General features: G+C 72.2%; 25 protein-coding genes and 2 pseudogenes. 8 read left to right on the top strand and 19 right to left on the bottom strand.

The features are described 5' to 3' along the window. Positions 1-9: 9 nt before the first annotated feature. The 3 genes from ACWFR4_RS20830 to ACWFR4_RS20840 all read right to left on the bottom strand — a co-directional run bounded on the left by ACWFR4_RS20830 (position 10) and on the right by ACWFR4_RS20840 (position 3299). Positions 10-1479, bottom strand: coding sequence for a SulP family inorganic anion transporter (locus tag ACWFR4_RS20830; RefSeq protein ID WP_453653845.1), 1470 nt, complete (start codon positions 1477-1479; stop codon positions 10-12). 123 nt (positions 1480-1602) lie between these two features. Next, positions 1603-1980, bottom strand: coding sequence for a hypothetical protein (locus tag ACWFR4_RS20835; RefSeq protein WP_453468443.1), 378 nt, complete (start codon positions 1978-1980; stop codon positions 1603-1605). Positions 1981-2129: 149 nt separating this feature from the next. After that, complete coding sequence (locus tag ACWFR4_RS20840; protein ID WP_453468442.1) at positions 2130-3299, bottom strand: serine hydrolase domain-containing protein; 1170 nt, start codon at positions 3297-3299, stop codon at positions 2130-2132. Between the two features lie 182 nt (positions 3300-3481). Here ACWFR4_RS20840 and ACWFR4_RS20845 point away from each other — a divergent pair, with 182 nt between their 5' ends. Together ACWFR4_RS20845 and ACWFR4_RS20850 are read left to right on the top strand one after the other, a co-directional pair. After that, positions 3482-3928: a MarR family winged helix-turn-helix transcriptional regulator gene (locus ACWFR4_RS20845; RefSeq protein WP_116513140.1), complete on the top strand. Its 447-nt coding sequence runs from the start codon at positions 3482-3484 to the stop codon at positions 3926-3928. A gap of 105 nt (positions 3929-4033) precedes the next feature. Beyond that, positions 4034-4435: a hypothetical protein gene (locus ACWFR4_RS20850; RefSeq protein ID WP_266570640.1), complete on the top strand. Its 402-nt coding sequence runs from the start codon at positions 4034-4036 to the stop codon at positions 4433-4435. A 62-nt stretch (positions 4436-4497) separates the two neighbouring features. On the opposite strand, the gene ACWFR4_RS20855 is transcribed toward ACWFR4_RS20850, so the two are convergent. Next, a complete protein-coding gene (locus tag ACWFR4_RS20855) occupies positions 4498-5130 on the bottom strand; it encodes an LUD domain-containing protein (protein WP_453653847.1) in 633 nt (210 codons plus the stop codon). After that, a complete protein-coding gene (locus ACWFR4_RS20860) occupies positions 5127-5594 on the bottom strand; it encodes a nuclear transport factor 2 family protein (RefSeq protein WP_453468440.1) in 468 nt (155 codons plus the stop codon). The genes ACWFR4_RS20855 and ACWFR4_RS20860 overlap by 4 nt, the downstream gene beginning before the upstream one ends. 145 nt (positions 5595-5739) lie before the next feature. Between ACWFR4_RS20860 and sigJ the strand changes: the two genes are divergently transcribed. Beyond that, the gene (gene sigJ / locus ACWFR4_RS20865; protein ID WP_453653849.1) at positions 5740-6666 is read left to right on the top strand and encodes an RNA polymerase sigma factor SigJ; all 927 of its coding nucleotides are present in this window, start codon (positions 5740-5742) and stop codon (positions 6664-6666) included. A gap of 19 nt (positions 6667-6685) precedes the next feature. On the opposite strand, the gene ACWFR4_RS20870 is transcribed toward sigJ, so the two are convergent. The 4 genes from ACWFR4_RS20870 to ACWFR4_RS20885 all read right to left on the bottom strand — a co-directional run bounded on the left by ACWFR4_RS20870 (position 6686) and on the right by ACWFR4_RS20885 (position 10857). Further along, the gene (locus ACWFR4_RS20870; RefSeq protein ID WP_453653851.1) at positions 6686-8170 is read right to left on the bottom strand and encodes a sialate:H+ symport family MFS transporter; all 1485 of its coding nucleotides are present in this window, start codon (positions 8168-8170) and stop codon (positions 6686-6688) included. 88 nt (positions 8171-8258) lie between these two features. Continuing rightward, a complete protein-coding gene (locus ACWFR4_RS20875) occupies positions 8259-8951 on the bottom strand; it encodes an N-acetylmannosamine-6-phosphate 2-epimerase (protein ID WP_453469556.1) in 693 nt (230 codons plus the stop codon). Positions 8952-8974: 23 nt separating this feature from the next. Further along, positions 8975-9901 carry an ROK family protein gene (locus tag ACWFR4_RS20880; protein ID WP_453653853.1) on the bottom strand — a complete coding sequence of 309 codons (927 nt, stop codon included), beginning with the start codon at positions 9899-9901 and terminating at the stop codon, positions 8975-8977. Continuing rightward, positions 9898-10857, bottom strand: coding sequence for a dihydrodipicolinate synthase family protein (locus tag ACWFR4_RS20885; protein ID WP_453469115.1), 960 nt, complete (start codon positions 10855-10857; stop codon positions 9898-9900). The genes ACWFR4_RS20880 and ACWFR4_RS20885 overlap by 4 nt, the downstream gene beginning before the upstream one ends. A gap of 479 nt (positions 10858-11336) precedes the next feature. On the opposite strand from ACWFR4_RS20885, the pseudogene ACWFR4_RS20890 reads away from it, so the two are divergent. Next, positions 11337-12002: pseudogene (locus ACWFR4_RS20890) on the top strand (IS200/IS605 family accessory protein TnpB-related protein); the annotation flags it as partial. 147 nt (positions 12003-12149) lie between these two features. Here ACWFR4_RS20890 and ACWFR4_RS20895 read toward each other — a convergent pair. From ACWFR4_RS20895 to ACWFR4_RS20910, 4 genes and pseudogenes are all read right to left on the bottom strand, one after another. Further along, positions 12150-12284 (bottom strand): annotated as a pseudogene (locus ACWFR4_RS20895) (exo-alpha-sialidase); the annotation flags it as partial. Between the two features lie 42 nt (positions 12285-12326). Next, positions 12327-13049 carry a FadR/GntR family transcriptional regulator gene (locus tag ACWFR4_RS20900; protein ID WP_453469116.1) on the bottom strand — a complete coding sequence of 241 codons (723 nt, stop codon included), beginning with the start codon at positions 13047-13049 and terminating at the stop codon, positions 12327-12329. Positions 13050-13161: 112 nt separating this feature from the next. Next, positions 13162-13587 (bottom strand): nuclear transport factor 2 family protein, encoded by a 426-nt coding sequence (locus ACWFR4_RS20905; RefSeq protein WP_453653855.1) that lies wholly within the window; start codon positions 13585-13587, stop codon positions 13162-13164. 29 nt (positions 13588-13616) lie between these two features. After that, positions 13617-14441 (bottom strand): slipin family protein, encoded by an 825-nt coding sequence (locus ACWFR4_RS20910; protein ID WP_453653857.1) that lies wholly within the window; start codon positions 14439-14441, stop codon positions 13617-13619. A gap of 421 nt (positions 14442-14862) precedes the next feature. Here ACWFR4_RS20910 and ACWFR4_RS20915 point away from each other — a divergent pair, with 421 nt between their 5' ends. Beyond that, on the top strand, positions 14863-15672 hold the full coding sequence (locus tag ACWFR4_RS20915) for a putative protein N(5)-glutamine methyltransferase (RefSeq protein WP_453653859.1): 810 nt from the start codon (positions 14863-14865) through the stop codon (positions 15670-15672). Between the two features lie 39 nt (positions 15673-15711). On the opposite strand, the gene ACWFR4_RS20920 is transcribed toward ACWFR4_RS20915, so the two are convergent. The 3 genes from ACWFR4_RS20920 to ACWFR4_RS20930 form a co-directional block, all read right to left on the bottom strand. Beyond that, positions 15712-16761 carry a PHP domain-containing protein gene (locus tag ACWFR4_RS20920; protein ID WP_453654030.1) on the bottom strand — a complete coding sequence of 350 codons (1050 nt, stop codon included), beginning with the start codon at positions 16759-16761 and terminating at the stop codon, positions 15712-15714. Between the two features lie 129 nt (positions 16762-16890). Continuing rightward, entirely contained in the window at positions 16891-18810 is a 1920-nt protein-coding gene (gene otr(A) / locus ACWFR4_RS20925; RefSeq protein ID WP_453468911.1) for a tetracycline resistance ribosomal protection protein Otr(A), read from the bottom strand. 184 nt (positions 18811-18994) lie between these two features. Then, entirely contained in the window at positions 18995-19465 is a 471-nt protein-coding gene (locus tag ACWFR4_RS20930; RefSeq protein WP_453653861.1) for a phosphatase domain-containing protein, read from the bottom strand. 149 nt (positions 19466-19614) lie between these two features. Here ACWFR4_RS20930 and ACWFR4_RS20935 point away from each other — a divergent pair, with 149 nt between their 5' ends. Further along, the gene (locus ACWFR4_RS20935) at positions 19615-20673 is read left to right on the top strand and encodes a DMT family transporter (RefSeq protein ID WP_453653863.1); all 1059 of its coding nucleotides are present in this window, start codon (positions 19615-19617) and stop codon (positions 20671-20673) included. On the opposite strand, the gene ACWFR4_RS20940 is transcribed toward ACWFR4_RS20935, so the two are convergent. After that, on the bottom strand, positions 20609-21049 hold the full coding sequence (locus ACWFR4_RS20940; protein WP_453468682.1) for an SPW repeat protein: 441 nt from the start codon (positions 21047-21049) through the stop codon (positions 20609-20611). The two genes, ACWFR4_RS20935 and ACWFR4_RS20940, sit on opposite strands and share 65 nt — an antisense overlap. 76 nt (positions 21050-21125) lie before the next feature. Then, entirely contained in the window at positions 21126-22298 is a 1173-nt protein-coding gene (locus tag ACWFR4_RS20945; RefSeq protein WP_453653865.1) for a dihydrofolate reductase family protein, read from the bottom strand. 157 nt (positions 22299-22455) lie between these two features. Here ACWFR4_RS20945 and ACWFR4_RS20950 point away from each other — a divergent pair, with 157 nt between their 5' ends. After that, a complete protein-coding gene (locus ACWFR4_RS20950; RefSeq protein ID WP_453653867.1) occupies positions 22456-22794 on the top strand; it encodes an ArsR/SmtB family transcription factor in 339 nt (112 codons plus the stop codon). 5 nt (positions 22795-22799) lie between these two features. Beyond that, a complete protein-coding gene (locus ACWFR4_RS20955) occupies positions 22800-23342 on the top strand; it encodes an SRPBCC family protein (protein WP_453653869.1) in 543 nt (180 codons plus the stop codon). Positions 23343-23399: 57 nt separating this feature from the next. On the opposite strand, the gene ACWFR4_RS20960 is transcribed toward ACWFR4_RS20955, so the two are convergent. Continuing rightward, positions 23400-24044: a LuxR C-terminal-related transcriptional regulator gene (locus ACWFR4_RS20960; RefSeq protein ID WP_453653871.1), complete on the bottom strand. Its 645-nt coding sequence runs from the start codon at positions 24042-24044 to the stop codon at positions 23400-23402. Positions 24045-24082: the final 38 nt, after the last annotated feature.

Raw genomic sequence — 24082 nt, forward strand, 5'->3', positions numbered from 1 at the left:
AGGCCGGTCTCAGCCCCCCGGAGTGGCCTGGCCCGGGGTGACCTTGACGGGCTCCGTGCCGGCGCCGCTGTGCCGGTCCGCCCAGTTCCGCAGCGCCGTCCCGAAGGCGTGGTCGAGGTGGTGAAGACCGGACAGGTCGAGCACGACGGGCCGGTCCTGCGGCAGCGCCTCCAGGCTGTCGAGGATCTTCGGTAGCCGCAGGAACGTCGCGTTGCCCGTCAGATACACCTGGATCGGCCCGGCCCCCTTGTCTATGACGTCGAGCCGCACGTGCGAGGCCTCCCACGCCGTCTTGGCCACCGCGAGAGCGAGGCCGACGAGCACGCCCTCGAACATGCTGACCGCGACGATCGACACCGCCGTGACGACCAGCACCAGCGCCTCACCCCGGTGGTCACGCCACAGCCCCGCGATCTGCCGTACGGGGATCAGTTTGCCGCCCGCGTGGACCAGGACGGCCGCGAGCGCGGCGACCGGGATCACGCCGAGCGCGGCGGGCAGCAGCGCCGCGAACAGCAGCAGCCACACACCGTGCAGGACCCGGGAGGCCTTGGTGCGGGCGCCCGCCTGGACGTTGGCGGCGCTGCGCACGATCACCGCCGTCATCGGCAGCGCGCCGAGCAGCCCACACACCGTGTTGCCGGCGCCCTGCGCGATGAGTTCCTTGTCGTACGAGGTGCGCGGCCCGTCGTGCATCCGGTCGACGGCGGCCGCGCTGAACAGGCTCTCGGCGGAGGCGATGAGGGTGAACGCGAGGACGGTGCCGACGACCCCGACGCTCGCGAGCTGTCCGAACGCGTCGGCGCCGGGCGGCTGTACGGACTCCATCAGACCCTGTACCTCGACCCGCGCGACCGGCAGCCCGAACCCGGCGGCCGCGAGTGTCGCGAGCCCTACCGCGGCGAGCGGCGCAGGCACCACCTGGGCCGCCTTGGGCAGCCGCTTCCAGCCGAGCAGCACGACGACCGTGCCCACGCCGATGGCGAGCGCGGTGAGCGCGTTCGGTGAGATGGCCGAGTCGATCAACAGCCCGGGCAGTCCGGCGAGTTTGTCGATACCCGACGCGGGCGCCGGTGTGTCGGCCATCGCGTAGAGCTGCCCGGCGATCAGGACGAGGCCGATCCCGGCGAGCATGCCCTCGACGACCGCTACGGAGATCGCCCGGAACCAGCGGCCCAGGCGCAGGCTGCCCATGAGGAGCTGGAGCAGCCCCGCAGCGAGCACGATGACGCCGAGCACCGGCAGGCCGTACGCCTGCACGGCCTCGTACACGAGCACGGTGAGCCCGGCCGCGGGCCCGCTCACCTGCAGACTGCTGCCGGGCATGGAACCGGCCACCAGACCGCCCACGATGCCGGTGACGAGGCCCAGTTCGGCCGGGACGCCGGACGCCACGGCCACGCCCACGCACAGCGGCAGGGCGACCAGGAACACGACGAGAGACGCGGCGAAGTCCTGCCGCGGTACCAAACGCTTCACGAGCGCATACCTCCAGCGCGCCCCCGTACGGGGCGCGTAGTCCTACACGTGCGGAGTGTCACGGAAGGCGGGCAGGAGGGTGCGCCGAAGACGCGGGGAAACTGCTCCTGCCCTCGGGCGCTCTCAGCAGCGGAAGACCTGGAGTATGACGGGGAGGGAGTCGGCCGCCCGTCTCGGCTGGCGGTGCGGGGACCTTTCCCCGGCGCCCGCCGTCGGCGCGACACCCGGGTCCCCGGCCTGGACCTGCCACGGGCACGCGGCCCCGCGCACGATGCCGTCGGGCACGTACTCCTCCGCGCGGTACCGGTCACGGGGCAGGTAGTGGTGGGACGAACTCCGGGGCAGCTCGGTGGCGTCGCAGGTGGCGACCGGGCCGCCGGTGTGCGTCACCGGCTGGTGTGCGGACGCGGACGGGGCGCCCTTGACCAGGAGTTGGAGGACGAGCATGCCGACGGTGAGGGCCATCAGGCAGGCCCTCGCTGTCGTCGTGCCCCGTGCCATCCGGTCGGCCCCCTGGTCGCGTCGCCTCGTGATCTTCCTGGGCGGTCAGCAGATTAGCCTGGCGAACTGCCCATGTGGTTACCGTAAGGTTGCGCGGCGGTAAGGGGGCGCAGGACGGCGCGTGGTGGCCGGTTTCCGGCGGTCGGATCTCAGCCGAGAGCGTCGTACACCGCGCTGATCAGGGCCATCTTGCGCGGGTCGTCGGCGATATGAGGGCCCATCCGGTTCATCACATAGCCCATCGCGACACCCGACTCGGGGTCGGCCGATCCGAACGAGCCGCCGAAGCCGTCGTGTCCGACCGCGCGCGGGTTGGGCCCGTACGAGCCGTTCGGTCCGCTCAGCCAGAGCCCGAGACCCAGCTCCGTCTCGTGCGTGAATCCGGCCCCCAGGACCAGGTCGCGGCAGCTGCCCTGACCCTCGCGGATCCGCTCGGCGCCCTCCGGCGACAGGATCTGCCGGTCGCCGGAGCGGCCCTTGCCCGCGACGATCGCGTACAGCGCGGCGACGGCGCGCGCCGTGCCGTGACCGTTGGCGGCCGGGATCTCGGCGGCGCGCCATGCCGCGGTGTTCGCCTCCGACGCGCCGGCGATCGGGTTGGTCAGTGCGGCGAGGGCGGCGGGCGCCAACTGGGAGAAGATCGCGGCCTGTTCGCTGGTGGCCTGCGCGCGCGGGTGCACCAGTTCCGCCGCGCGGCCCGCCTCCTTGTCCGGCAGTCCGATCGTGAAGTCGATGCCGAGCGGGCCCGTCACCTCGCGCTCCAGGAACGCACCTGGCAGCAGACCGCTGACGCGCCGGACGACCTCGCCGACCAGGAACCCGTACGTCAGCGCGTGGTAGCCGGAGACCGAGCCGGGCTCCCACCAGGGCTCCTGCGCCGCGAGCCGGGACGTGGTGAGCTCCCAGTCGAAGAGCTGCTCCAGGGAGTGCGACTCGCGCAGCCCGGCGAGCCCGGCCCGGTGCGACAGCAGATGACGTACGAGTACGCCTTCCTTGCCGGCCGCGGCGAACTCGGGCCAGTACGTGGCGACCGGCGCGTCCGGGTCGAGCAGGCCGCGGTCGATGAGGATGTGGGCGCACAGAGCCGTCGGGCCCTTCGTCGTCGACCACACGTTGACGACCGTGTCGCGTTCCCACGCGCGCGTGCGGGCCGCGTCGGCCCAGCCGCCCCACAGGTCGACGACGGGCGCGCCGTCGATCAGGACGGTGACGGCCGCGCCCAGCTCCTCGCGCTCCTCGAAGTTCTCCTCGAAGGCGGCGCGAACGGCGTCGAAGCGTGCGTCGCAGTGTCCTTGGATGCCGGGCGCGTGCTGGGTCATGGGGTCTCCGTGGGCCGAAGCGGTGAGGGAGGACGAGTTGGAACGGGTCCGCAGGAGGTGAACATACCGACTGGTCGGACCAGCGGGAAGAGGGGCGGCGGCCGATGGTTTCCGCGCGTCGGCCCGTCAGGCGAAAACGGGCGAAATTGCAAGGCTGCCTGTCGGCCTTCTACGGTGGGGCCATGCAGCGAGAACCCGCGGACGAGCCGCTCGCCGAACAGGTGGCCGCCGATCTCTCCACCGTCGTCGGACGGCTGCTCAGACGACTGCGCACCGCGTCGCCCGACAGCCTCCTCACCCCGACGCAACGGACCGTACTGGCCCGCCTCGACGGAGAGGGCCCCGCCACCACGGCCGCGCTCGCGCGCGCCGAGTACGTGCGGCCTCAGTCGATGCGGCTCACCCTCGCCGCCCTGGAGGAACGGGACTTCGTGGCGCGCACGCCCGACCCGGACGACGGCCGCCAGTCCGTCGTCGCCATCACGGAGAGCGGCCGGAGCACCCTTGCCTCGGTCCGCGCGGCCAAGCACGGCTGGCTCGTCCAGGCCCTGGCCGGCGAGCTCGACGAGGCCGAACTGCGCACGCTCGCCGAGGCCACCGCGCTCATGGAGCGGCTGGTGGAGAAGTGAGCGGTACGGGGAACGGGCGTCCCGTCTCCCGGAGTTGATCTACGTATGGCATTCTCCTCCCGAGCGTCGGCGGGCACCGGCCCGCCGGCAAGGGGAGGGAACATCATGAAGACCCGAAGCACCGTGATCAGAGCGCTCGCCACCGGTGCCTGCGCGATCGGTCTCGTGGCCGGCCTGCAGGGCCAGGCCTGGGCCGGGACGGTCACCATCTACGCGCCCAGCGGTGCCGGCAGCGCCACGTGGAACGCCGACCCGGACGGCTCGACCCCCGGCGACGCGATCCGCGCGTGCGACACCAAGTCGGACGGCTGGGGCATCGAGACCGCGCTCGACTACAACTATGACGGCATCATGGACCGGCGCGTCGACACCCGTGGCCACACCGCCGGTTACTGCAGCCCGTGGAAGGGCGGAGACCTCACCGAGGGCAGGACCGTCCGCATGTACGTCACGCCGGTCAGCGGATCCAGCTACGGCCCCTCGACGTACATCGACGTCACGGCCTGACAGCCACACGCGCCTTGAGCCTCCCCCGGCGTCAGCTGGGGGAGGCTGCGTCAAGCGTCGGTTCAGAACCCGATCGCCTCGCGGAGCAGCAGGACGATTCCCTGGCCCGTGAGGGGTTGCGCGTTGAGGACCAGGAGTTGGTTGACGGAGCTGGGCTGTCCGTACACCTCCAGGGCGCGGGCGGTTTCGAGCGGGAGGGCGTGTTCCTCGAGGCGGCGCAGCGCGGTGTCCAGGTCGGGCACCACCTTCTGCGCCCCGACGATCCAGATCGCGCGCCCGGCGCCACCGGCGTACGCGGGCAGCTGGCTTCCGCTGGCCGAGGCCACCACGAGGGAGCCGGTCTCGGTGAGCGCGGCGACGCTGCCCACGACGACGTCGGGGACGGCGACGAGGCGCCGGATGTCGTCCGCCTCGGTGACCCGGTCCATGGTCACCGCGCGGGGCTTGACGGCAGCCCGGTACCGGCCGCTGGTGTTGATGTCGTCGTCGATGCCGGCCAGCCGCAGCGTCTCGCTGGCCGCGGTGAACACACTGGCGTCCTCCGGGATCAGCTCCTCGACCCGGGTCCGCGCGGCGGCGGCGTCATCGAGGATCTCGACGGTGAAGCGGTGCGCCGCCAGCGCGGCGGCCGCCCGCTCCAAGCGGTCCGCGGACGCGGGGTCGGTGAACTGTGCGGTGGGAGTCGAGACGGTCATCGTGCCTCCTGGATCGCGTGGGGGTTCCCGGCCGGCGCCGAGCCCGTCAGCGGGGTGGTGTCGAGGTACCTGATCTCGTAGACCCGCTCGGCGAACCTCCAGCCTTCGTCGGTGCGGCGGTAACGGTCGTGGTAGATCGCGTAGTTGAGGCCCTGGAAACCGCTCTGCAAGCGCGCGATCTCCTGCATGTAGGCGCGGCCGGTCGCGGTGTCGCCGTCGATCCGGATCACGCCCGGATGCGTGTTCTGCACGAAGAAGTCCCACTGGGCCTGGAGCCGCTCGCCCCCGGTGCGGATCTCCTCCCGGCCGGTCATCTCGATGGAGGCGTCGGGCATCCGCAGCACGCCGTCCTCCGTGAACAGGGACGCGAGGCGGGCGCGGTCGCGCATCATCACCGCGTCGGTGAACTCACCGCGCAGCGCCTCGATCTCTACGCGATCGGCAATCGCTTGAAAGTCGGTCATCGGCTTCCTCCGTTCCGTATGCCTGTGACGACAACGCAGCCCTCCGGAATGTGAGGCGACGGGAACGACGTCACATTCCGAAGGCCTGTCCCGTCGAAGAGATGGAGGGCATGTACGAGGCCGAGGCAAGGGAGTGCGCGACACCATGACCAACCGATCCGAGACGGCACACGGTCATCCGCCCGATCCGGGCCTGGACGCGATCATGAGCGAGCGGCGCCAGCTGATCAATCTGGCGTACCGGCTCCTCGGCTCGCTGGCCGACGCCGAGGACGTCGTGCAGGAGACGTACGTCCGGTGGTACGGCATGGACCGGCCGCAACGGGATGCCATCGAATCCCCCGGCGCCTGGCTGACGACGGTCGCGAGCCGCATCTGCCTCAATCTGCTCGGCTCCGCCCGTGCGCGCAGGGAGCGGTACGTGGGCGAGTGGATCCCCGAGCCGCTTCCCGAGCGCCGGGAGTGGACCGACGGCGCCGCGGCGGACCCGGCGGACCGGATCACCCTCGACGAGTCGGTCGACATGGCCTTCCTCGTCGTACTGGAATCCATGACGCCGGCCGAACGCGTCGCCTTCATCCTGCACGACGTCTTCCGTTACGCGTTCGCCGAGGTGGCCGAGATCGTCGGCCGCACACCGGCGGCCTGCCGCCAACTGGCCTCCTCGGCCCGCCGCCGCATCCGTGACTCGCAGGCCCCCGCCGGGCCGACGACCGCGCAGGCCGGCATCGTCCGGGAGTTCAAACAGGCCTGGGCGGCGAAGGACGTGGGCGCCCTCGTGGGCCTCCTCGACCCCGACGCCACCGTGATCGCCGACGGCGGGGGCCTGGTCGGCGCCCTGCGGCGGCCGATCACGGGTCGCGAGCGGGTCGCCCACGCCTATCTCAACGTCGCCCGCCTCGCGCCCGACCTGACTCTCCTGGAGCGCACGGTCAACGGCCGGCCCGGCCTGGTCGCCCAGCAGGACGGCGTCACCGTCACCGTGTTCGCGTTCCGCGTCTCCGGCGACCGGATCACCCACATCTGGGCCGTACGCAACCCGGAGAAGCTTCGCCCCTGGACAGAGGGCTGACGGTGGCGGGGCCCGTGTGTCAGCGGGACGCCGCGGGGACCGCATCGGAGGACGCCGACGACGCGGTCTGCGGTGTCGCTTCCGCGAGGTGGTCGACGGTGCCGTCCGGGTCGGTGAGGCGGTTCAGGCGTCCCGGTACGTCGAAGCCGACCAGCAGGACCACGATCACCGTCCCCGCGAAGGTCAGCACGGCCAGGGCACGCCCCAGGTCCATGCCCGCGGCGAGATGCGCGCCGAGCACCGGCGCAACGGCCCCGCCGAGCGCGCCCACGTTGTAGGTGAACCCCAGCGCGGCGGCGCGGTTCTCGGTGGGGAAGTGGCCGCCGATGTACCGGGGCAGCAGCCCGGAGATGCCGAAGCTGGTCGCCTGGAGCACGAAGAGCAGGGCGCCGAGCAGGAGAAGGCTGTCGCGCACCGCGAACACCGGGAAGACGAAGACCAGCGAGGCGAGCAGCGTCAGCGCGTACGCCTTCTTCGTGCCCATCCAGTCCCCGGCGAAGCCCGCGAGCCAGCAGCCCGCCATCGTGCCGAAGCCCGCGAAGTACAGCGCGTCGGTGACCTGTTCCGGCGAGTAGCCCAGCTCGGTCTTGAGGTACGTCGGCAGCAGCGCCTGGATCGGCCACGAGTACAGGAACGCGAAGAAGATCGTCACGATCATCGACACGTAGAGCAGCCAGCTCCTGCGCCCGCCCAGCTGCACGGCGAACGCGATGAGCGCGGCCGCGGCCACGAAGGACAGCACGGGCACGAGCCCGTCGCCGACAGGCGTGAAGACGGCGAACAGCGAGACGGTGGCCGCCACGGCGAGGACGACGTTCACCGTCGCCCTGGCGGGGGTCGCGAACAGCGGCCGGAACGGGTTCGGCCGCTCCTTCTCGGCCTGCTTGCCGACCGACTCGTTCCAGTCCGCCGCCTCCGGCAGCGCCCGCCGCATCCACAGGGCGACGGCGATCGGGAGGAGGCCCACATAGAACATCCAGCGCCAGCCCATTGTGGGCACGACCCAGTTGTAGACCTGAGCGGCGAGCACCGAGCCCATCGAGAAACCCGAGATCAGGAAGCCGCTGGCCCGGTTGCGCACGCGTGTGGGCCAGCTCTCCATGACATACGTGGCGCTGGCGCTGTACTCGCCGGCCATGCCCATCCCGATCGCCAGGCGTGCCACGAACAGGCTCGTGTAGTCCCACGCGAAGCCGCACGCGAAGGTGCCCAGGGAGTACAGCAGGATGCTGAGGACCATCGAGAGCTTGCGGCCGTACCGGTCGCCGAGCGCGCCCAGGACCGCTCCGCCGAGCCAGCGCGTGATGAACGCGCCGGAGATCAGACTCGCGGCCTGAACGGTGCTCAGGCCGAAGTCCGAGCTGATCTCGGTCAGCACGAGGGTGATCAGGACGAAGTCGAACCCGTCGAGGACGTAGCCGATCCAGGCGGCGAAGAACGCCTTCCACTGGGTGCGGCTCACCTCGCGGTACCAGGGGAGCGGTGGCTTGGCTGCGGTGTGCACGATTACTCCAGGATGCCGGAAGGACTCGCCGTCGAGTCCCGTCTGCGGTGTGGGGTGCGGTACGGCCTGAGTGGGGGTTGAGCGGGAACTACTTACGGGGGAGCGAGGTCACGAAACGCGAGGTCAGCGCGGTGGGTGCGGTGATCGCGGTGCCGACGACGACGCTGTGCGCACCCCGAGCGAGCGCCAGCGCGGCCTCTTCGGGGGTGCTGATACGGCCTTCTGCGACGACCGGGACGGCCAGCGCGGCGGAGAGCGCGGCCACCAGATCGAGGTCGGGACCGTCCTGGCGCGGGGAGCCGGGCACGTAGCCGGACAGCGTCGTCGACACGAAGTCCGCGCCGGCGGCGGCCGCGGCGACGCCCTCGTCGAAGGACGCCACATCGGCCATCACCAGGGCCCCGGCGGCGTGCACCGCCGCCACGATGTCGGCGAACGTACCGCCGTCGGGCCGGGGGCGCGCGGTCGCGTCGGCGGCGACGACGTGGGCGCCCGCCTCGGCGACGGCCAGCGCGTGCCGGACGGTCGGCGTGATGTGGACGCCGGTGTCCCCGTCCTTCCACAGTCCGATGAGCGGCAGGTCGACGGCGGCGGAGATCGCGGCGATGACCTCGGGTTCGTTGGCCCGGATCCCGGCCGCCCCGCCGGCCGTGGCGGCCCGGGCCAGCCGTACGAGGGTGCCGGTGTCGCGCATGGGATCTCCGGGCGGCGCCTGACAGGAGACGATCAGCCTGCCGTTGAGCAGGTCGGCGACGTGGGACGAGGGCGCGGGGTCGTTCATCGAGGTCTCCAGGGAGGGGATGTTCAGGACGGCGGCGCGTGCAGCGGCACTTGGGAGGGCAGCCGCGCGGCGCCGATGACGGCGGCGTCGGCCCCGAAGAGGGGCCTTGAGGGCCGTAGCCGGGCCAGGGGCGGCATGAGTTCGGCGGCGAACGCCTCGGTCAGCGTGTCCCAGTAGAGCGGCCCGATGCGCGGCACTCCGCCGCCGACGACGACCCGGTCGGGCCCGAGCGTGTTGGCGAGCCCGCCCAGGACCCGGCCCGCGGCGACCGCGCCGGTCACGATGGCACGCGCGGCCGGTTCCTCACCCGACGAGGCCCGCTCGGCCACGGTCTCCAGGCGGCTCACGGGGCGGCCCGTGAGCCGCCCGTACAGCGCGGCGATCCCCGGTCCCGAGGCGACGGCCTCCAGATGCCCTGTGCCGCCGCAGGTGCAGGGCAGCCCCGCCGCTTCGGGGCTCGGCACATGGCCGAGATGGCCGGCGATGCCCGCGATTCCGTGCACCATGCGCCCGCCCACGGCCACCGCGCCGCCGACACCCGTGCCGATTGCCGCGTAGACGAGGGACGCGCCCGCGCCGGCGGCGGCCAGTTCGGGGGCCGCCGTCGCGCGTACGTCGTTGTCGCACGCGACCGGGAGGCCCGTACGGGCCGCGAGACCGGCGGCCAGTGCCGTGCCGGCCCAGCCGCGGATCGAGTCCGTGGCGCTGGTGACGGTGCCCGTCACCGGGTCGATCACCCCGGCCGCGGCGACCCCGAGGACGCCGGGGCCGGTGCCGCCGTCGACCGAACGGGCCGCGGCGGCGAGCGCGTCGAGCACGGCGTCGGGTCCGTCGGACGCGGGCGTGGCCCGCGTGTGCCGGGCGAGGACCGTGCCGTCCGGGGCGACGAGCGCGGCGGCGATCTTCGTGCCTCCGAGGTCGAGGCCGATCGCCGGACCCGTGACCGTCATCGGACCGGCGCGAGCCCGGCGGCCCGCAGGTGCCGCGCGACCTCGGCGACGGACTCCTCACCGAGCTGGATCTGCGGGAACGCCGTGTCGCCGCACTCGATGACCCCGAGGAGCCGCAGGGCCGCCTTGAACGAGCCGAGCGCGGACGAGCTGCGCCCCATGTCGGCCTCGGGGCCCACGTCGACCATGCCGAACAGCGCCACGAGACGCTCCTGCTCCTTGGCGGCGAGCGCCCAGTCACCGGCCAGTGCGGCGTCGTAGAGGCGCACGTATCCGGCGGGGTCGACGTTGCCGATGCCGGGTACGACGCCGTCCGCGCCTGCCAACAGGGCGCAATCCACGGTGAGTTCGGCTCCGGTCAGGACGGAGAAGTGCGGGGCGGGCCCGCCCGTGCGGCCGTCGCGGCCGCCGAGCTCGACGAGCAGCCGGCGCAGCCCGCCCTCGTCGCCGCTGCTGTCCTTGAGACCGGCGAGCGTGCCGTCCTCGGCGAGCTCCCGCACCAGCGACGCCGGGAGCTTGCTGTGGACGGCGACCGGGATGTCGTACGCGAACAGCGGCAGGTCCACGCTCGCGTGCAGGGTGCGGAAGTGGCCCGCGATCTCCTTGGGGTGGGTGCGCGTGTAGAAGGGCGCGGTGGCGACCAGGGCGTCGGCGCCGAGCTCGGCGGCCACGCGCGCGTGGGCGATGACGCGCGCGGTCGTCGTGTCGATGACACCGGCGAGCACGGGGACCCGGCCCGCCGCCGCCTCCACGACGGTACGAAGGGTGACGGCACGCTGCTCGTCGGTCAGATACGCGACCTCGCTGGTCGAGCCGAGGGCGAACAGTCCGTGCACGCCGCCCGCGACGAGGTGCTCGACGAGACGGGCGAGGGAGGCGGTGTCCACCTCACCCGTCTCGTCGAGGGGGGTGCAGACGGGCGGGACGACCCCGCGCAGGGGTGCGGTCAGGGGCATGGCGGCGCTCCGGGTTCTCTTCGGTTCAGAGGGGGTAGGGCATCAGACGTAAGACGTCCTACGTCCTGGCGTCACCTTAAGTCGCACCCCGCGGGGGCGGTCAAGGGGTATTCAACTGTTTTTGATTTTCAACTCATTACAGAGCACAAGCGCATATATGCGAGTGCATCCCGATCTACTCGGTGACACCAAGTGAGTTGCCTGGACGTTCGAGAGGGGAACGCGTGACCTCCCTCCGCGTGGTTCGTTGTCCGGTATGGCAAGCGGGTCAGAGGGTGGAGCGGGGTGGGTGGGGTGCGCGGGAGGACGGGGCGGTCAGTTTCGGGGCTGCGTGTGCCCGCCCGCCCGCCCGCCCGTTCGTCGCGCCAGGGCCTTCTGGTGTGGCGGTACGTGACCGTCTCAAGCACCTCACGGCCGCGGATGAGCAGGTCCTCACGTTGGTCGGCGTGCACCTGGGCGCGCTCGCGTCACGGGATCTCATGTCACGTTGCCGGGATGGTCTGCAGCATTCGGCGCAGACGTGGGCGGCGAGGAAGCGGGAGCTGACGGCGCAGTCGTCGTCCAGGTGGGCGGGTGCGCTCACGAAGGCCACACATGATCAGTGGGCGCTGTCCCGGCGCGGACAGATGGCACACATCCAGAACCTCGAAGCCGGAATCAGGACCATCGCGCACCGCCTGTTGCTGCCGGTCGGGGAGAGTGGCAGCAAGCGGGCTCCGGGTGGTTACCGGTCCCGGAGAGAGTGGCACGCCAAATCCCGCCGCCTTGCAGCACTGGAGCACCGTCTCGCGTCGGTGCGGGCCGACCGGGAGGCCGGGTGGGTGCACGTAGTACGCGGCGGCAAGCGTCTGATGAACAACCGCCACCACCTGGCCACGGCCCAGCTCAGCGAGCAGGAGTGGCGGCAGCGGTGGGAGGCGGAGCGCTGGTTCCTGCAGGCGGACGGCGAGTCGGGCAAGCGGTACGGGAACGAGACGATCCGCGTCTGCCCCGACGGCGAAGTGTCCATCAAACTCCCGGCCCCGCTCGCCTCGTACGCCAACAGCAAGCACGGCCGGTACCTGCTCGCTGCAAAGGTGCGGTTTCCGCATCGCGGCCAGGAATGGCGAGACCGCGTGGAGGCAAACCGGGCAGTCGCCGTTCGGGGCACACGACTGAGCATGGGTTCTGGCAACAGGACTCACTCCCGCTCAGTCTCTAGGAACGGTAGAGGTCACATTCCCACGGCGGTCACCCGGCCGCAGGGATTGTGTGGTCACGCGGGCGTCACCGGCGCCCGCACCGGCCGCCTGCTTGTGCGGGCCGTGGCGCAGCTGGATGCCCTCACCGGACGCGGCGAACGGGCCGCCCCACGCGGGGTTCTTGACCATCGATGTGATGCGGCGGTGCCAGGTCGCGCCGTCGTCGTCCGAGTAGCTGTGGTCGGCGTGAGGAGGTCGGGATCGTCCTACGGGCGCCGCAGGGGACCGTCAAGAGCGCGTGCGGGCCTCGGAGATGCGCCGTCGGACCGGCGCGTAGTGCTCACCGATGGCCTGGACGAACGCCGCCGCGTCGCCCGCGCGGGCCGCCGTCACGATGCTGTGGTGCGCGGCGACGGTCTCCGCCTGCTCGGTGTGCGTGAAGCCGTCGATCTGCGGAGCCACGATGGCGTACACATCCCAGAACGCCATCGAGAGCTGGCCCATCAGGTCATTGCCGAGCGGTGCGACGAGCAGGGCGTGGAATGCGCGGTCGGCCTCGATGAGCCCCTGGCTGTCACCGCTGACACCGGCGTCGCTCATCCGGGTCACCAGACGTTCCAGCGCGTCGAGTTGCTCGCCGCTGAGCGACGCGACGATCCGCTCGGCCATGCCGCGCTCGAACAGCTCACGCACATCGACGAGGTCGGCGAGCACCTGCACGTCGTCGTCAGGGCTCAGCAGCCCCCGGAACGTCAGGCTCTCGACAAGGGCGGACAGGCTCAGGTGCCCCACGTACGTGCCGTGGCCGTGCCTGACCTCGACGATGTCGAGCGCGTGCAGGATCTTGACCGCCTCGCGGACGCTGGACCGGCTCGCGCCGAGCGCCTCGCACAGCTCCGTCTCCGTGGGCAGCGGATCGCCGGGGTGCAGCCGGTTCTCGAGGATGTACCGCTTGATGCCGTCGGCGACTTCCTGCCGGAGCAGTGGCCGGACCGGCCTGGCACCGGGCATGAGCGGTCTCCCCACCTCTGGACGCACCTGGACCCGCCGCCCGGGCCGTTTCTACGCTACCAAGGCATCGGACATCAGATGTCCCGGGTCGGACGGACGAGGAACGCACCCCTCAACGTGTCGGGCTGTCCGCTTCCCCGAGGAACAGTCCGCCCTCGGGTTCCTGCCGACCGCCGCTCTGGTGCCAGTAGTCCCGCGTCTCGACGGCGAGGCCGTCACCACGGAACCGTACGAACACGCAGCCCGCCAGCGTCGAGACCTCGCCGCCCTCCTCCGCCACCACCCGGAACTCGGCGACGGCCAGTCCGTCCGGGCCGACCACCGGCGGTCCGAACCGCACGTCGAGCGGGCGCTCGTCCTCGAACGACCAGCGCAGATAGTCGGCGAGCGCCGCCCGCCCCCGGTGCGGCTCCCTGAACGGCATCGAGCGGTGCACGCAGTCCTCCGCGTAGAGGGCGAGGAGCGCCGGGACGTCGTGCCGCGCCCACCCCCGCTCCCAGGTCCCGACGAACCGCCGTGCCGCGTCAGCTGTGTCCATGCCGGTGCGAACGCGCTTGTGTGGCGCCGTCATTCCTCGGGGCTCGCCGGCTTCTCGTGTCCGCCCTCCTCGACGGCGGGCGGTGGGGGAGCGGGCTGCTGGGCCCGTTCAAGGAACCGCAGGAGCTCTACCGGGAAGGGCAGTACGAGGGTCGAGTTCTTCTCGGCGGCGACGGCCACCACGGTCTGCAGGAGCCGGAGTTGGAGCGCTGCGGGCTGTTCGGACATCTGGGCCGCCGCCTCGGCGAGTTTCTTGGAGGCCTGGAGTTCGGCGTCCGCGTTGATGATGCGGGCGCGCCGCTCGCGGTCGGCCTCGGCCTGCCGCGCCATGGACCGCTTCATGGTCTCGGGCAGCGACACGTCCTTGATCTCGACCCGGTCGATCTGCACGCCCCAGCCGATGGCCGGGCTGTCGATCATCAGCTCAAGGCCCTGGTTCAGCTTTTCGCGGTTCGAGAGCAGGTCGTCGAGGTCGCTCTTGCCGATGATGGACCGCAGCGACGTCTGCGCCATCTGCGAGACCGCAAACCGATAGTCCTCGACCTGCACGATCGCGTTGGCGGCGTCGACGACCTTGAAGTAGATGACGGCGTCGACCCGCACCGTGACGTTGTCCCGGGTGATGCCGTCCTGCCCGGGCACCGGCATCGTGACGATCTGCATGTTGACCTTGTGCAGCCGGTCGATACCGGGAATGACGGTGGTGAACCCCGGTCCGCGGATGTTCCCGTGCAGCCTGCCGAGGCGGAACACCACGCCCCGCTCGTACTGCTTGACGACACGGGCCGCCGCGGCGGCGTAGACAGCGCAGACCGAAGCGGTCGCGGCCACGGCCGTGAGCAGTTCCGCCAGCATGGCGACCCCCTGTCCTTGAGTCGTCCGGCTCGATGTGCGGAGGCCGGCTCGGGGTGGGTGAGCCGGCGCGGTGTGCGGAGGCAGGCTGGTGTGCCTAATCAACGATATGCCCGAAATGTTCGATAAGGCGAGGAGTGGTCGACGGTCACGCGGAGTGATTGCCCCCCGCCTCCCGGCGCACAAGGAACGGGCACTTCGGCGGCCGGTCGGCAACCCGCCGGCGGCCCCAACTCCCGGCCGGGCCACGGCGACGACTGGGGTAGTGTTACCGCTCCCAGCAGCGCTTCGGCCGAGGAGGTGAGCCCCATTACCGCTGTGTCAGGTCGGGTGCTCCCTTCGCAGACCCCGGCGGTCCACCGGACGTAGGTGGCCGCAGGTCGTCGGGAGCCCCATCGGCATCCCGAAAGGTCATGCTTCATACATGTCGGTTCACCCGTCACCCCCGTCACACCACCCCGCCGTCGTCGCCACACTGCGAGCAGCGGGCTGCGTCTTCGCCGAGGAAGAGGCGGACATCCTCCTGTCGACGGCCAGTACGCCGGACGAACTCGCCGCTATGGTCGAGCGCCGCGTGGAGGGCCTGCCCCTCGAACACGTCGTCGGCTGGGCGGAGTTCTGCGGTCTGCGCATCACGCTCGAACCAGGTGTCTTCGTACCGCGGCGCCGCACCGAGTTCCTCGCCCGCCAGGCGGCCGCCCTCGCACCCGCCGGGGCCGTCGTGCTCGATCTGTGCTGCGGCAGCGGTGCCGTGGCCGCCGCGCTCGCCACCCACGCCGACCCCGCCGAACTCCACGCGGCCGATCTGGACCCGGCAGCCGTGCGCTGCGCCCACCGGAACGTGTCGCGTTTCGGCGGCGAGGTCCACGAGGGCGACCTGTACGGGCCCCTGCCCGCGGCACTCAGGGGCCGCGTCGACATCCTGGCCGCCAACGGCCCTTACGTCCCCACCGGAGACGTCGCCCTGCTCCCGCCCGAGGCCCGTGTCCACGAGCGGCGCATGGCGCTCGACGGAGGCGCCGACGGGCTCGACATCATGCGCCGCGTCGCGGCCGGGGCCCCTCAGTGGCTCGCCCCGGGCGGACACCTCTTCGTGGAGACCAGCGAACAGCAGGCCGCCGAGGCCGTCGCGGCGGTCACCCGCAGCGGTCTGTCGGCCCGGGTGGTGACGGACGACGACCTGTACGCCACCGTGGTCATCGGGACGAAGCGGGGTGCGGCGGGGGAGAGGTAGGGAGCCTGCGCGGGGGGCGTCACACCCTGCGCCCCGCACCTACCCCGCCCGGCTCGGTACCCGGCGCGTTCGTGTCCACTCGAGGAGTTCGTCGGCCGGCCACGTGTTCACCACGCGGTCGGCCGGTACCTCGCACTCCTCGGCGCGGGCGCAGCCGAGGGGCTGCCAGTCGAGCTGGCCCGGGGCGTGCGCGTCCGTGTCGACGGAGAACAGCGTGCCCGCCGCCACGGCCTCGCGCAGCAGCCGGCGGGGCGGGTCGAGGCGTTCGGGGCGGCTGTTGATCTCGACCGCGGTGCCCGACTCCGTGCACGCCGCGAACACGGCCTCCGCGTCGAACTGCGACTCGGGGCGGCCCCGCCCCACCCTGTTCCTTCCCGTCACGAGCCGTCCCGTGCAGTGTCCGAGCACGTCGGCGAGCGGGTTCGTCACCGCGGCCACCATCCGGCGCGTCATCGCCGGAGCGTCCATACGCAGCTTGGAGTGGACCGACACGACGACCACGTCGAGCTGGTCGAGGAGTTCGGGTTCCTGGTCGAGGGACCCGTCGGCGAGGATGTCGCACTCGATGCCGGTGAGCAGCCGGAAGGGCGCCCAGCGCTCGTTCAACTCCGCCACTACGGCCAGCTGTTCACGTAACCGCTCCGGCGACAGGCCGCGCGCCACCGTCAGGCGCGGAGAATGGTCGGTCAACACCGCCCAATCGTGCCCGAGGGCGATCGCCGCGCGGCCCATCTCCTCGATGGTGCTGCCGCCGTCCGACCAGTCGGAGTGCAGATGGCAGTCGCCGCGCAGCAGCGCGCGCAGCCGCTCACCGCCCTCGGTGAGCGGCGCCGCCGCACCCTCGCTCTCCAGGCGCTCCAGATAGTCCGGCACCTCGCCCGCCAGCGCCTCCCGCACCACCTGCGCCGTCTTGGGCCCGACCCCCTTGAGCGATTCGAGCGTCCCGGCCGCGACGCGCTCGGCCACCTCCCCGTCCGGCAGCGCACCGAGCACCTGGGCGGCGGTACGGAAGGCTCCGGCCCGATACGGGGGCGCGAGCGTGCGCTCCAGGAGGAAGGCGACCCGCTCCAGCGCCTCGACGGGCTCCATCGCCATGGCCTGCGCCACCTCCCGCTCACGCGTCGCGTCCCGCTTCCCTCCAGCGTGGCTCACCCCCGCGTGCGCCGCGACACGCGGGAGTCCCGGGGCGCGGGGGCATGGCGCGGGCGGAACCGTTGCCTACGCCGCATGCTCCGGCGTACGCACGAGTCGGTCGCCGGACACCCGGGACCACCACACGCCCTCCCCGCGCGTCAGCCCCGGCAGAGCGAGCTCGGCCTCCCGGACCTTGCGGGCCGGAAGCGTGCCCGTGACCACCCAGGACGTGGTGCCGCCCGTCGTGTCACCGAACTCGGCCTCCGCGGCGGAGAGCCGGGCGGTCACAGCGGCGAGGGCGTCCAGCGGGATCTCCGCCTCGAACGAGTGCACCGGCTCGTGCACCGTCGTCCCCGCCCGCTCCAGAGCGCGGCGCAGGACGAGCCGCGTCAGTCCCCGGAAGTCCCCGGCGACACTGATCGGCGAACAGAACCCGGAGCGGACGAGCGTGACCCGGCAGTCCGTCACGGGCCACCCGCGCGGCCCTTCGGCGAGCGTCGCGTGCACCGTGTCCTCGACGGCCTGGTGGAACGCGCGGGGCAGCGCGCCCAGCTCCGTCTCGTACGCGAAGACCCGCCCGGATCCCCGTGGCCCCGGCTCCACGCGCAGCCCGACCGTCGCACAGAATCCCGTCTCGCGACTGTTCGTGATGTCCTCGTACACCTCGACGGTGCCGGCGGGTCGCTCGACGCAACGGATGCGGCTCGGCTCGAAGACGGCCTCGATGCCGTAGTCCTGGACGAGGGTCGCGGCCAGGACCTCCTTCTGCACCTCGCCGTAGAGCAGCAGGGCGGTGCTTCCGTCGGGCGCGGCCTCCGCGTGGATGAGCGGATCCTGCCCCGCGATGTCGAGGAGCGCGCTCCGCAGGGCCGCCGAGCGGCCGGGGCGCACCGCGCGTACCAGGGTCTCCAGCGTGGGCGGCGCGAAACCCGGCGCCCGGCCGGGGCCGTCGCGCGGGCCGAGCCGGTCGCCGACCCGGACGTCCGGCACTCCCCGCAGCTCACCGATGTTCCCGGCCGTGAGGGTGTGGGTCGTTCGCCCCACCACGTCGAGGCCGGTGGCCCGTCCGGGGATCTCGGTGACAGAGCCGTCGGACGTGTCCCGCAGGAACGTCACTCGCTGACGTTCCGTCACCTCCCCTTCGTACAGGCGGAGATAGGCCACTCGCCCGCCAGTCGGGCCGCGTCGTACCGCGAAGACGGTGCCGCGCGGTGCGGCTTCGGAGGCCCGTACCGCGGGAGGGGCCGGGATCAACCGGGGGATCTCCTGGACGAGTTGGGCGACGCCCTGACCGCCGAGGGCCGAGCCGAACAGGACGGGGTGCACGGAGCCGTCCGCGGTGCGGGCCGCCAGGGCGCGGCGCAGGTCGGCGGTGGTCGGTTCGGGGCCGTCGACGAGGCCTGCGAGCACCGAGTCGTCGACCTCGGCGAGCGCTTCCGCGACAGCGGCCCGTACGGCCGGGTCGGTGAGGCGCCGCGGGTCTGTCCGGGCGTGCGGGGTGCCCGCGTCGTGGACCTCCGTGAGCGGCACGACGTGCGGGGTCAGACGGCGGCGGACCTCGTCGAGCAGCGCCTCGTCCCGCGCGCCCGCCCGGTCGATCTTGTTGACGAAGACGAGCGTGGGCAGCCGCAGCCGGCGCAGCGTCCTCAGGAGGACACGCGTCTGGGCCTGGACACCCTCCACGGCGGACAGCAGGAGCACGGCGCCGTCGAGGACTTCGAGGGCGCGCTCGACCTCGGCGATGAAGTCGGAGTGCCCAGGGGTGTCGATCAGGTTGATCTGGACGTCGCCGACGGTGAACGCGGCGACGGCCGAGCGGATCGTGATGCCGCGCTGCCGCTCGATCTCGCCCGTGTCGGTACGGGTGTCGCCCGCGTCGACGCTGCCGAGGCGGGTGATCGCGCCGGTGTCGAAGAGGAGGCGCTCGGTGAGGCTGGTCTTACCGGCGTCGACGTGGGCGAGGATGCCGATGTTCAGGGTGTGCCGCGGGGGCTGGGTATGCATGGAAGGTCGAGTCCTCGAAAGAGTTCGTCCGGTCAGGGCGCTGAACTGCTTCGAAGGAATGACGCATTCCGTGCTCCAGGGCTGTCGGGGGCGTGGCCCGACCATGATGCGGGGCGACGGCCGGACCGGCGCAACTCATTTTCCGGCGCCGGCGCCCGGCGCTGTCCGGTTCCGGCAAGTGGTGTCAGCCCGAGAACTGCCGCACGTACCGCTTCTGCCAGGGCGTCTCCACCGCATGCGCGTCGTAGTTCCCGCGCACGAACTCCACGGCGCGCTCGGCCGGTACGCCGTCCAGGACGGCCAGGCAGGCCAGCGCCGTCCCGGTCCGCCCGCGGCCACCGCCGCACGCGAACTCGACCCGCTCCCCGGCGGCCCGCTCCCACGCCTCCGTGAACACCTCCCGGGCCTTTGCACGGTTGCTCGGCAGCCAGAAGTCGGGCCACCGCAGCCACCGCGACTCCCACGCGACGTCGGGCGGCCGCCGGCCGAGGAGATGGACCGCGTACGAGGGTGAAGGGCCCGGCGGGAGCGGGCGGCGCAGGCCGCGCCCGCGAACCGTCCGTCCGGAGGGCAGAAGCAGCACGCCTGCGGCGCCCGTTTCCCAAGGGCCCCCGGCGCCCGTTCCGGACGCCGATCCGGGATCGAACTCGTTCATCTGCACTCCACCCCATCCGCGACTGCTCGGCCTCCACCATGTCCAGGACGAGCCATCGTCTCCCCAAATCCATTGATCTTTCCGCGACTTGGCTGCCGACGGTGACAGACTCGACGGACGCGTGACCGTGACTCAGGGGAAGCGAGAGCATGCGTAAGGGCGTGACCGAGAAGAGGCGTCTCCCGGCGGCCGGGCGCGCGCTCGTGCCGCTGCTCGCGACGGTACTCGTCGCGCTGCTCGCCGGGACCTGGCTCATGTCCGGTGCCCTCGTCGAAGCCGCCGGGCCCCTGACGGTCGCCATGGGGCGCACCGCAGTGTGCTGCGTCGTCCTCACCGCCTTCGCGGCCGCCCGCTCCTCGGGGCGCGCGCAACTGCGTCAAGTGGTCCAATGCCCTTGGCTGGTCTCCCTGTTGGCCCTGCTCGGCTTCGCCGGATACGCGGCGGGCACCCTCCTCGCCATCCCGCGCGTCGGCACCTCCCTCACGAACCTCGTCGTCGCCCTCATGCCGTGCGCGGGCGTGGCGATCGGCGCGCTCTGGTTCGGCGAGCGTGCGAGCGCACGCTCCGTGGCGGGCGCCCTCCTCGCGACGGCGGCGACCGGCGCCTACGCGGCACTCGGCGGCCACGGCACCCTCGACGCACCGGGCCTGCTCCTCGCGCTCGCCGGGATGCTCGGGTTCGCGGTGTACGGGTTCCTCTACCGGCGCACCCTCGCCGGTCTGCCACCACTGGCCGTACTGCCGGTGCTCCTCGCCGTCGCCACCGTGATGCTGCTGCCCCTCGCCCTGCCGGGGCTCCTCGCGCATCCCCCGTCGCCGGCGCAGTGGGCGGGGATCGCGCTGCTCGGGGGCGCCGTGTACGCCCCCGCTTATCTGGTGCAGCACCGGCTGATCCTGCTCAAGGGGCCCGTGTTCACCGCCGCCGTCCAGCTCGCCGTGCCGTTCACGGTGCGGACAGGCGACTGGGCTCTGGGCACGGAGGGTGCTCCGGGAGCCACCGAGGCCGCGCTGCTCGCCGCCGCGTGCGCGGGCATCGCCCTTGTCACCCTGGAGCGGCGACGGCCCGGGAGCGGTGTGAGCGCTCCCGGGCCGTCCGTGACTCCCGATTCCGTTGGATCTGCCGACTCTTGTGGGGCGGCGTCGCCTACTGCGTTGCCCGGCTGTTCTTCATCGACAGGGTCGCGCACAAGAGCCCGAGCACGACGATGAGACCACCGATGATCACGTTGTTGAGGATGACTCCCAGGTCGGGGCTGGATCCCACGATCCACGGCGCGATGATCATCCAGGCGCCCATGGCGCACATGGCCCAGCTGAGGCCGTACATCCGGGTCGGGGTGACGGCGAACCCGACGGCCAGGACTCCGATCGCGATGCCCATGATCAGGTTATGGGTCGCGAGCTGGGGCTGGGTGGCACTGTAGTGGACCACGAAGGGGGAGATGGCGCAGTAGAGACCGATCAGGAAGACCGGTGCGTCCATGAGCGCCACATCGCGGCCACCGAGTACGCGCGCGTACCGGTCCCGCATTTCCGAGACATCAGGGTGACTGGAGAGGTCAGGCCTGTGGTGAACGTCGGCCATGAGAATCGACTCCTTAGGTTTCGAAGTCTGACCGTGTCGCGCGGCGGATTGCCACGCACCCTCATTCTGCGCTTATTTATTCCTTATGTGTACTTGTGGCCGGAATGAGGTGCCGATTGGGGCGAATTGCCGCCTCGGCTAGGTCCGGGATCTCCGCGACGGCCACGCCCGCGTCCTCCAGGATTCCGATGCCGTCGGCGCCCGCCACGAAGGTGTCGGGCTCCCGCCAGGCCGTCACCACGCGCCGCGCGCCCGCGTCGAGGATGAGCCGCGCGCAGGGCTTGGGCCGTGACGCGCGTCGGGCGCACGGTTCGAGGCTGCTGTAGACGGTGGCGGTACGCAGCCGGGGGTCCGCCGGGTCGATCTTGGTGAGCGCCGCCTCCTCCGCGTGCACGACCGGATCGCCGCCCTCCCGAGAGTGCCCCCGTGCCAGCTCCGTGCCGTCACTCGCGACGATCACCGCACCGACGCTGAATGCCGTCTCGGAGGGCGGGCAGTCCGCGGCGAGGGCGCAGGCGAGGGCGAGCCAGTGCCGGTCGGCCGCGGTGGGGGAGCCGTCGGTGCCCGGCGCGCAGGGCGCGTACCGCATCAGCACCACGTCGCCGACCGGGCGGGTCTCCAGGAGCCGCATCCGGTGCAGGCTGCCGCCGGGGTACGCGCCGGGGCCGAAGAGCCGGGGCGCTTCCGGTTCGCCCACGACGAGCGGCGCCAGGGCCAGCTGCACCTCGTCGGCCAGGCCGAGCTGGAGCAGTTGGGTGTGGACCCGGGCGCCCCCCTCCACCATCAGGCGCCGTACGCCGTGCGCCGAGGCCAGGTCGTCGAGCACCCTCGCCCAGTCGACGGTGTCCCCGAGGGTGACCACCTCGGCGAGCGCGCCGAGCCGCTCCCGCGCGAGGACCGCCCCGGCGTCGGTGGTGTACACGACCTTGTCGCCGCCCGTCGTCCAGAACGGGTCCCCCGCGTCCAGGTCGCCCGAAGCGGTCACCGCCACCTTCAGCGGATACGCGGGCAGCCCGGCGGCCACCCGGTCGGCGCGCCGCTGCGCCGACTTGACCAGGAGCCGCGGCCGGTCGGCCCGCAGAGTGCCCGCCCCCACGAGGATCGCGTCGCACGACGCGCGCACTGCGTCGACCCGGTCGAAGTCCTCGGCGTTGGACAGGAGCAGGCGCTCGGGCCCCGTGTCGTCCAGGCAGCCGTCGAGCGAGACGGCGGCGGACAGCAGGACGTACGGGCGGGACGGCTGGGACATGGCGGCTCCGGGTCCGGGTGGCGAGAGCTGTGCTGCTTCAACCTTCGAACACTATCCGGGAGCTGCCGCGGCCGAGGGGGTCGTCACCGCTGGCACGGTGGGTGCAGGACGCTTACATTCCTTGACCGGCATATAACCGATGAGGCATATTGGATCCATGCCCGCGCCCGCCGTCTGGACCGCACTCGCCGACCCGCACCGCCGCGCCATCGTCGCGCTGCTGCTCGAGCGTCCGCGGCCCGTCGGTGAGATCGTCGAGGCGTGCGGCCTGAGCCAGCCCAGCACCTCGAAGCACCTGCGGGTTCTGCGCGAGGCGGGCCTGGTCGACGTCGAACAGGAAGCCCAGCGCCGCGTCTACCGGCTCGACCCGGGGCCGGTCGCCGAGCTCGACGCCTGGCTCGAGCCCTACCGGCGCCTGTGGAACGACCGCCTCGACGCGCTCGGGCGCCGCCTCGACGCCCACGCCCCCGAGGACGACGAACCAGCGAAGGACTGAAGGCCATGACGACCCCGCACCCCGGCTCCACCGGCAGCTACGCCCCGCTCGACGACGGCCGCCCCGCCGTCCGCTTCACCCGCACGTACGACCACGCGATCGAGCGGGTCTGGCGATACGTCACCGACCCCGCCGAACTCGCGCACTGGTTCCCCTCCCAGGTCGAGATCGAGCTGCGCGCGGGTGGCGTGATCCGTTTCCACGGCGACCCGAACATGCCGGAGTCGACCGGCCGCGTCCTCGCCGTGGACGCGCCGCGCCACCTCTCCTTCAGCTGGGGCGGCGACGAACTCCGCTTCGACCTGGAGACGCTCGACGAGGGGCACACCCGTTTCACCCTGACCAATGTCCTGGAGGCCGCCGACACCGCGGCCCGTAACGCCGCGGGCTGGGAGGTCTGCCTCGACGCCCTGGACGCGGCCGACCGCGGCGAGAGCGTCGACGGCCCGCACGCGGGGACGCTCGCCCCGTGGAAGGTCCGCTACGACGCCTACGTCGAGGCCGGATTGCCTTCGGGCGCGCCGGTCCCGGGCATGGACGAGGCATAACCCCGTCCCTTACGGAGAGCCGTCAGCCGTCAGCCGTCAGCCGTCAGCCGTCAGCCGTCAGCCGCCCGGTGCCGCGGCGCGCGGTGGCCACACCCCGGGCGCCAGCACGCCCGACGCGTAGGCGCGCGCGACCAGTTCCGTACGGTTCGTCGCGCCCCACCGCCGGGACAGCCGCCGCAGGTGGTAGTTGACGCCGTCCGTGGTCAGGCCCGTATCGCGGGCCGCCTGCGCCGTGGTGGCACCGGCGGCGAGCAGCTCAAGGATGCGCGACTCGGCCGCCCCTGCCGTCGCCTTCGGCCGGTCGGGAGCGGCCGGGCGCTCGCCGTCGACCCGCAGCATGACGAGCAGATCCGGCGTCCGGTCGACGGTGTCGCTGACCGGGTCCACCGTCAGTTCCCCCTCCCGGAGCGCCCCGTCCGGCGTCTTCCAGGTGACCGAGACCTGATAGCGGGAGCGCCGCCGCAGACGCAGCGCCTCGGCGATCCGGTGGAGCTGCGACTCGTCCCGAGGGCGGAACAGACGCAGGATGTCCCGGCCCTTCAGACGGCCGGGGGTGGTGTCGCACTCGGCGGCCATCGCCGCGTTCGCCAGCATGATCGTCCCGCGTGGTCCGCACACCGCGACGGGCATCGGGATCCGGTCGAAGAGCAGCATCGCGCGATTGCGCCACAGCACCCCGTCCATCGCGTACCCCTTTCGCATGTCACGTCCGGTCTCATGTCGCGGCCGGTCCTACGGCA

The organism is Streptomyces sp. NPDC055140, assembly GCF_053607285.1.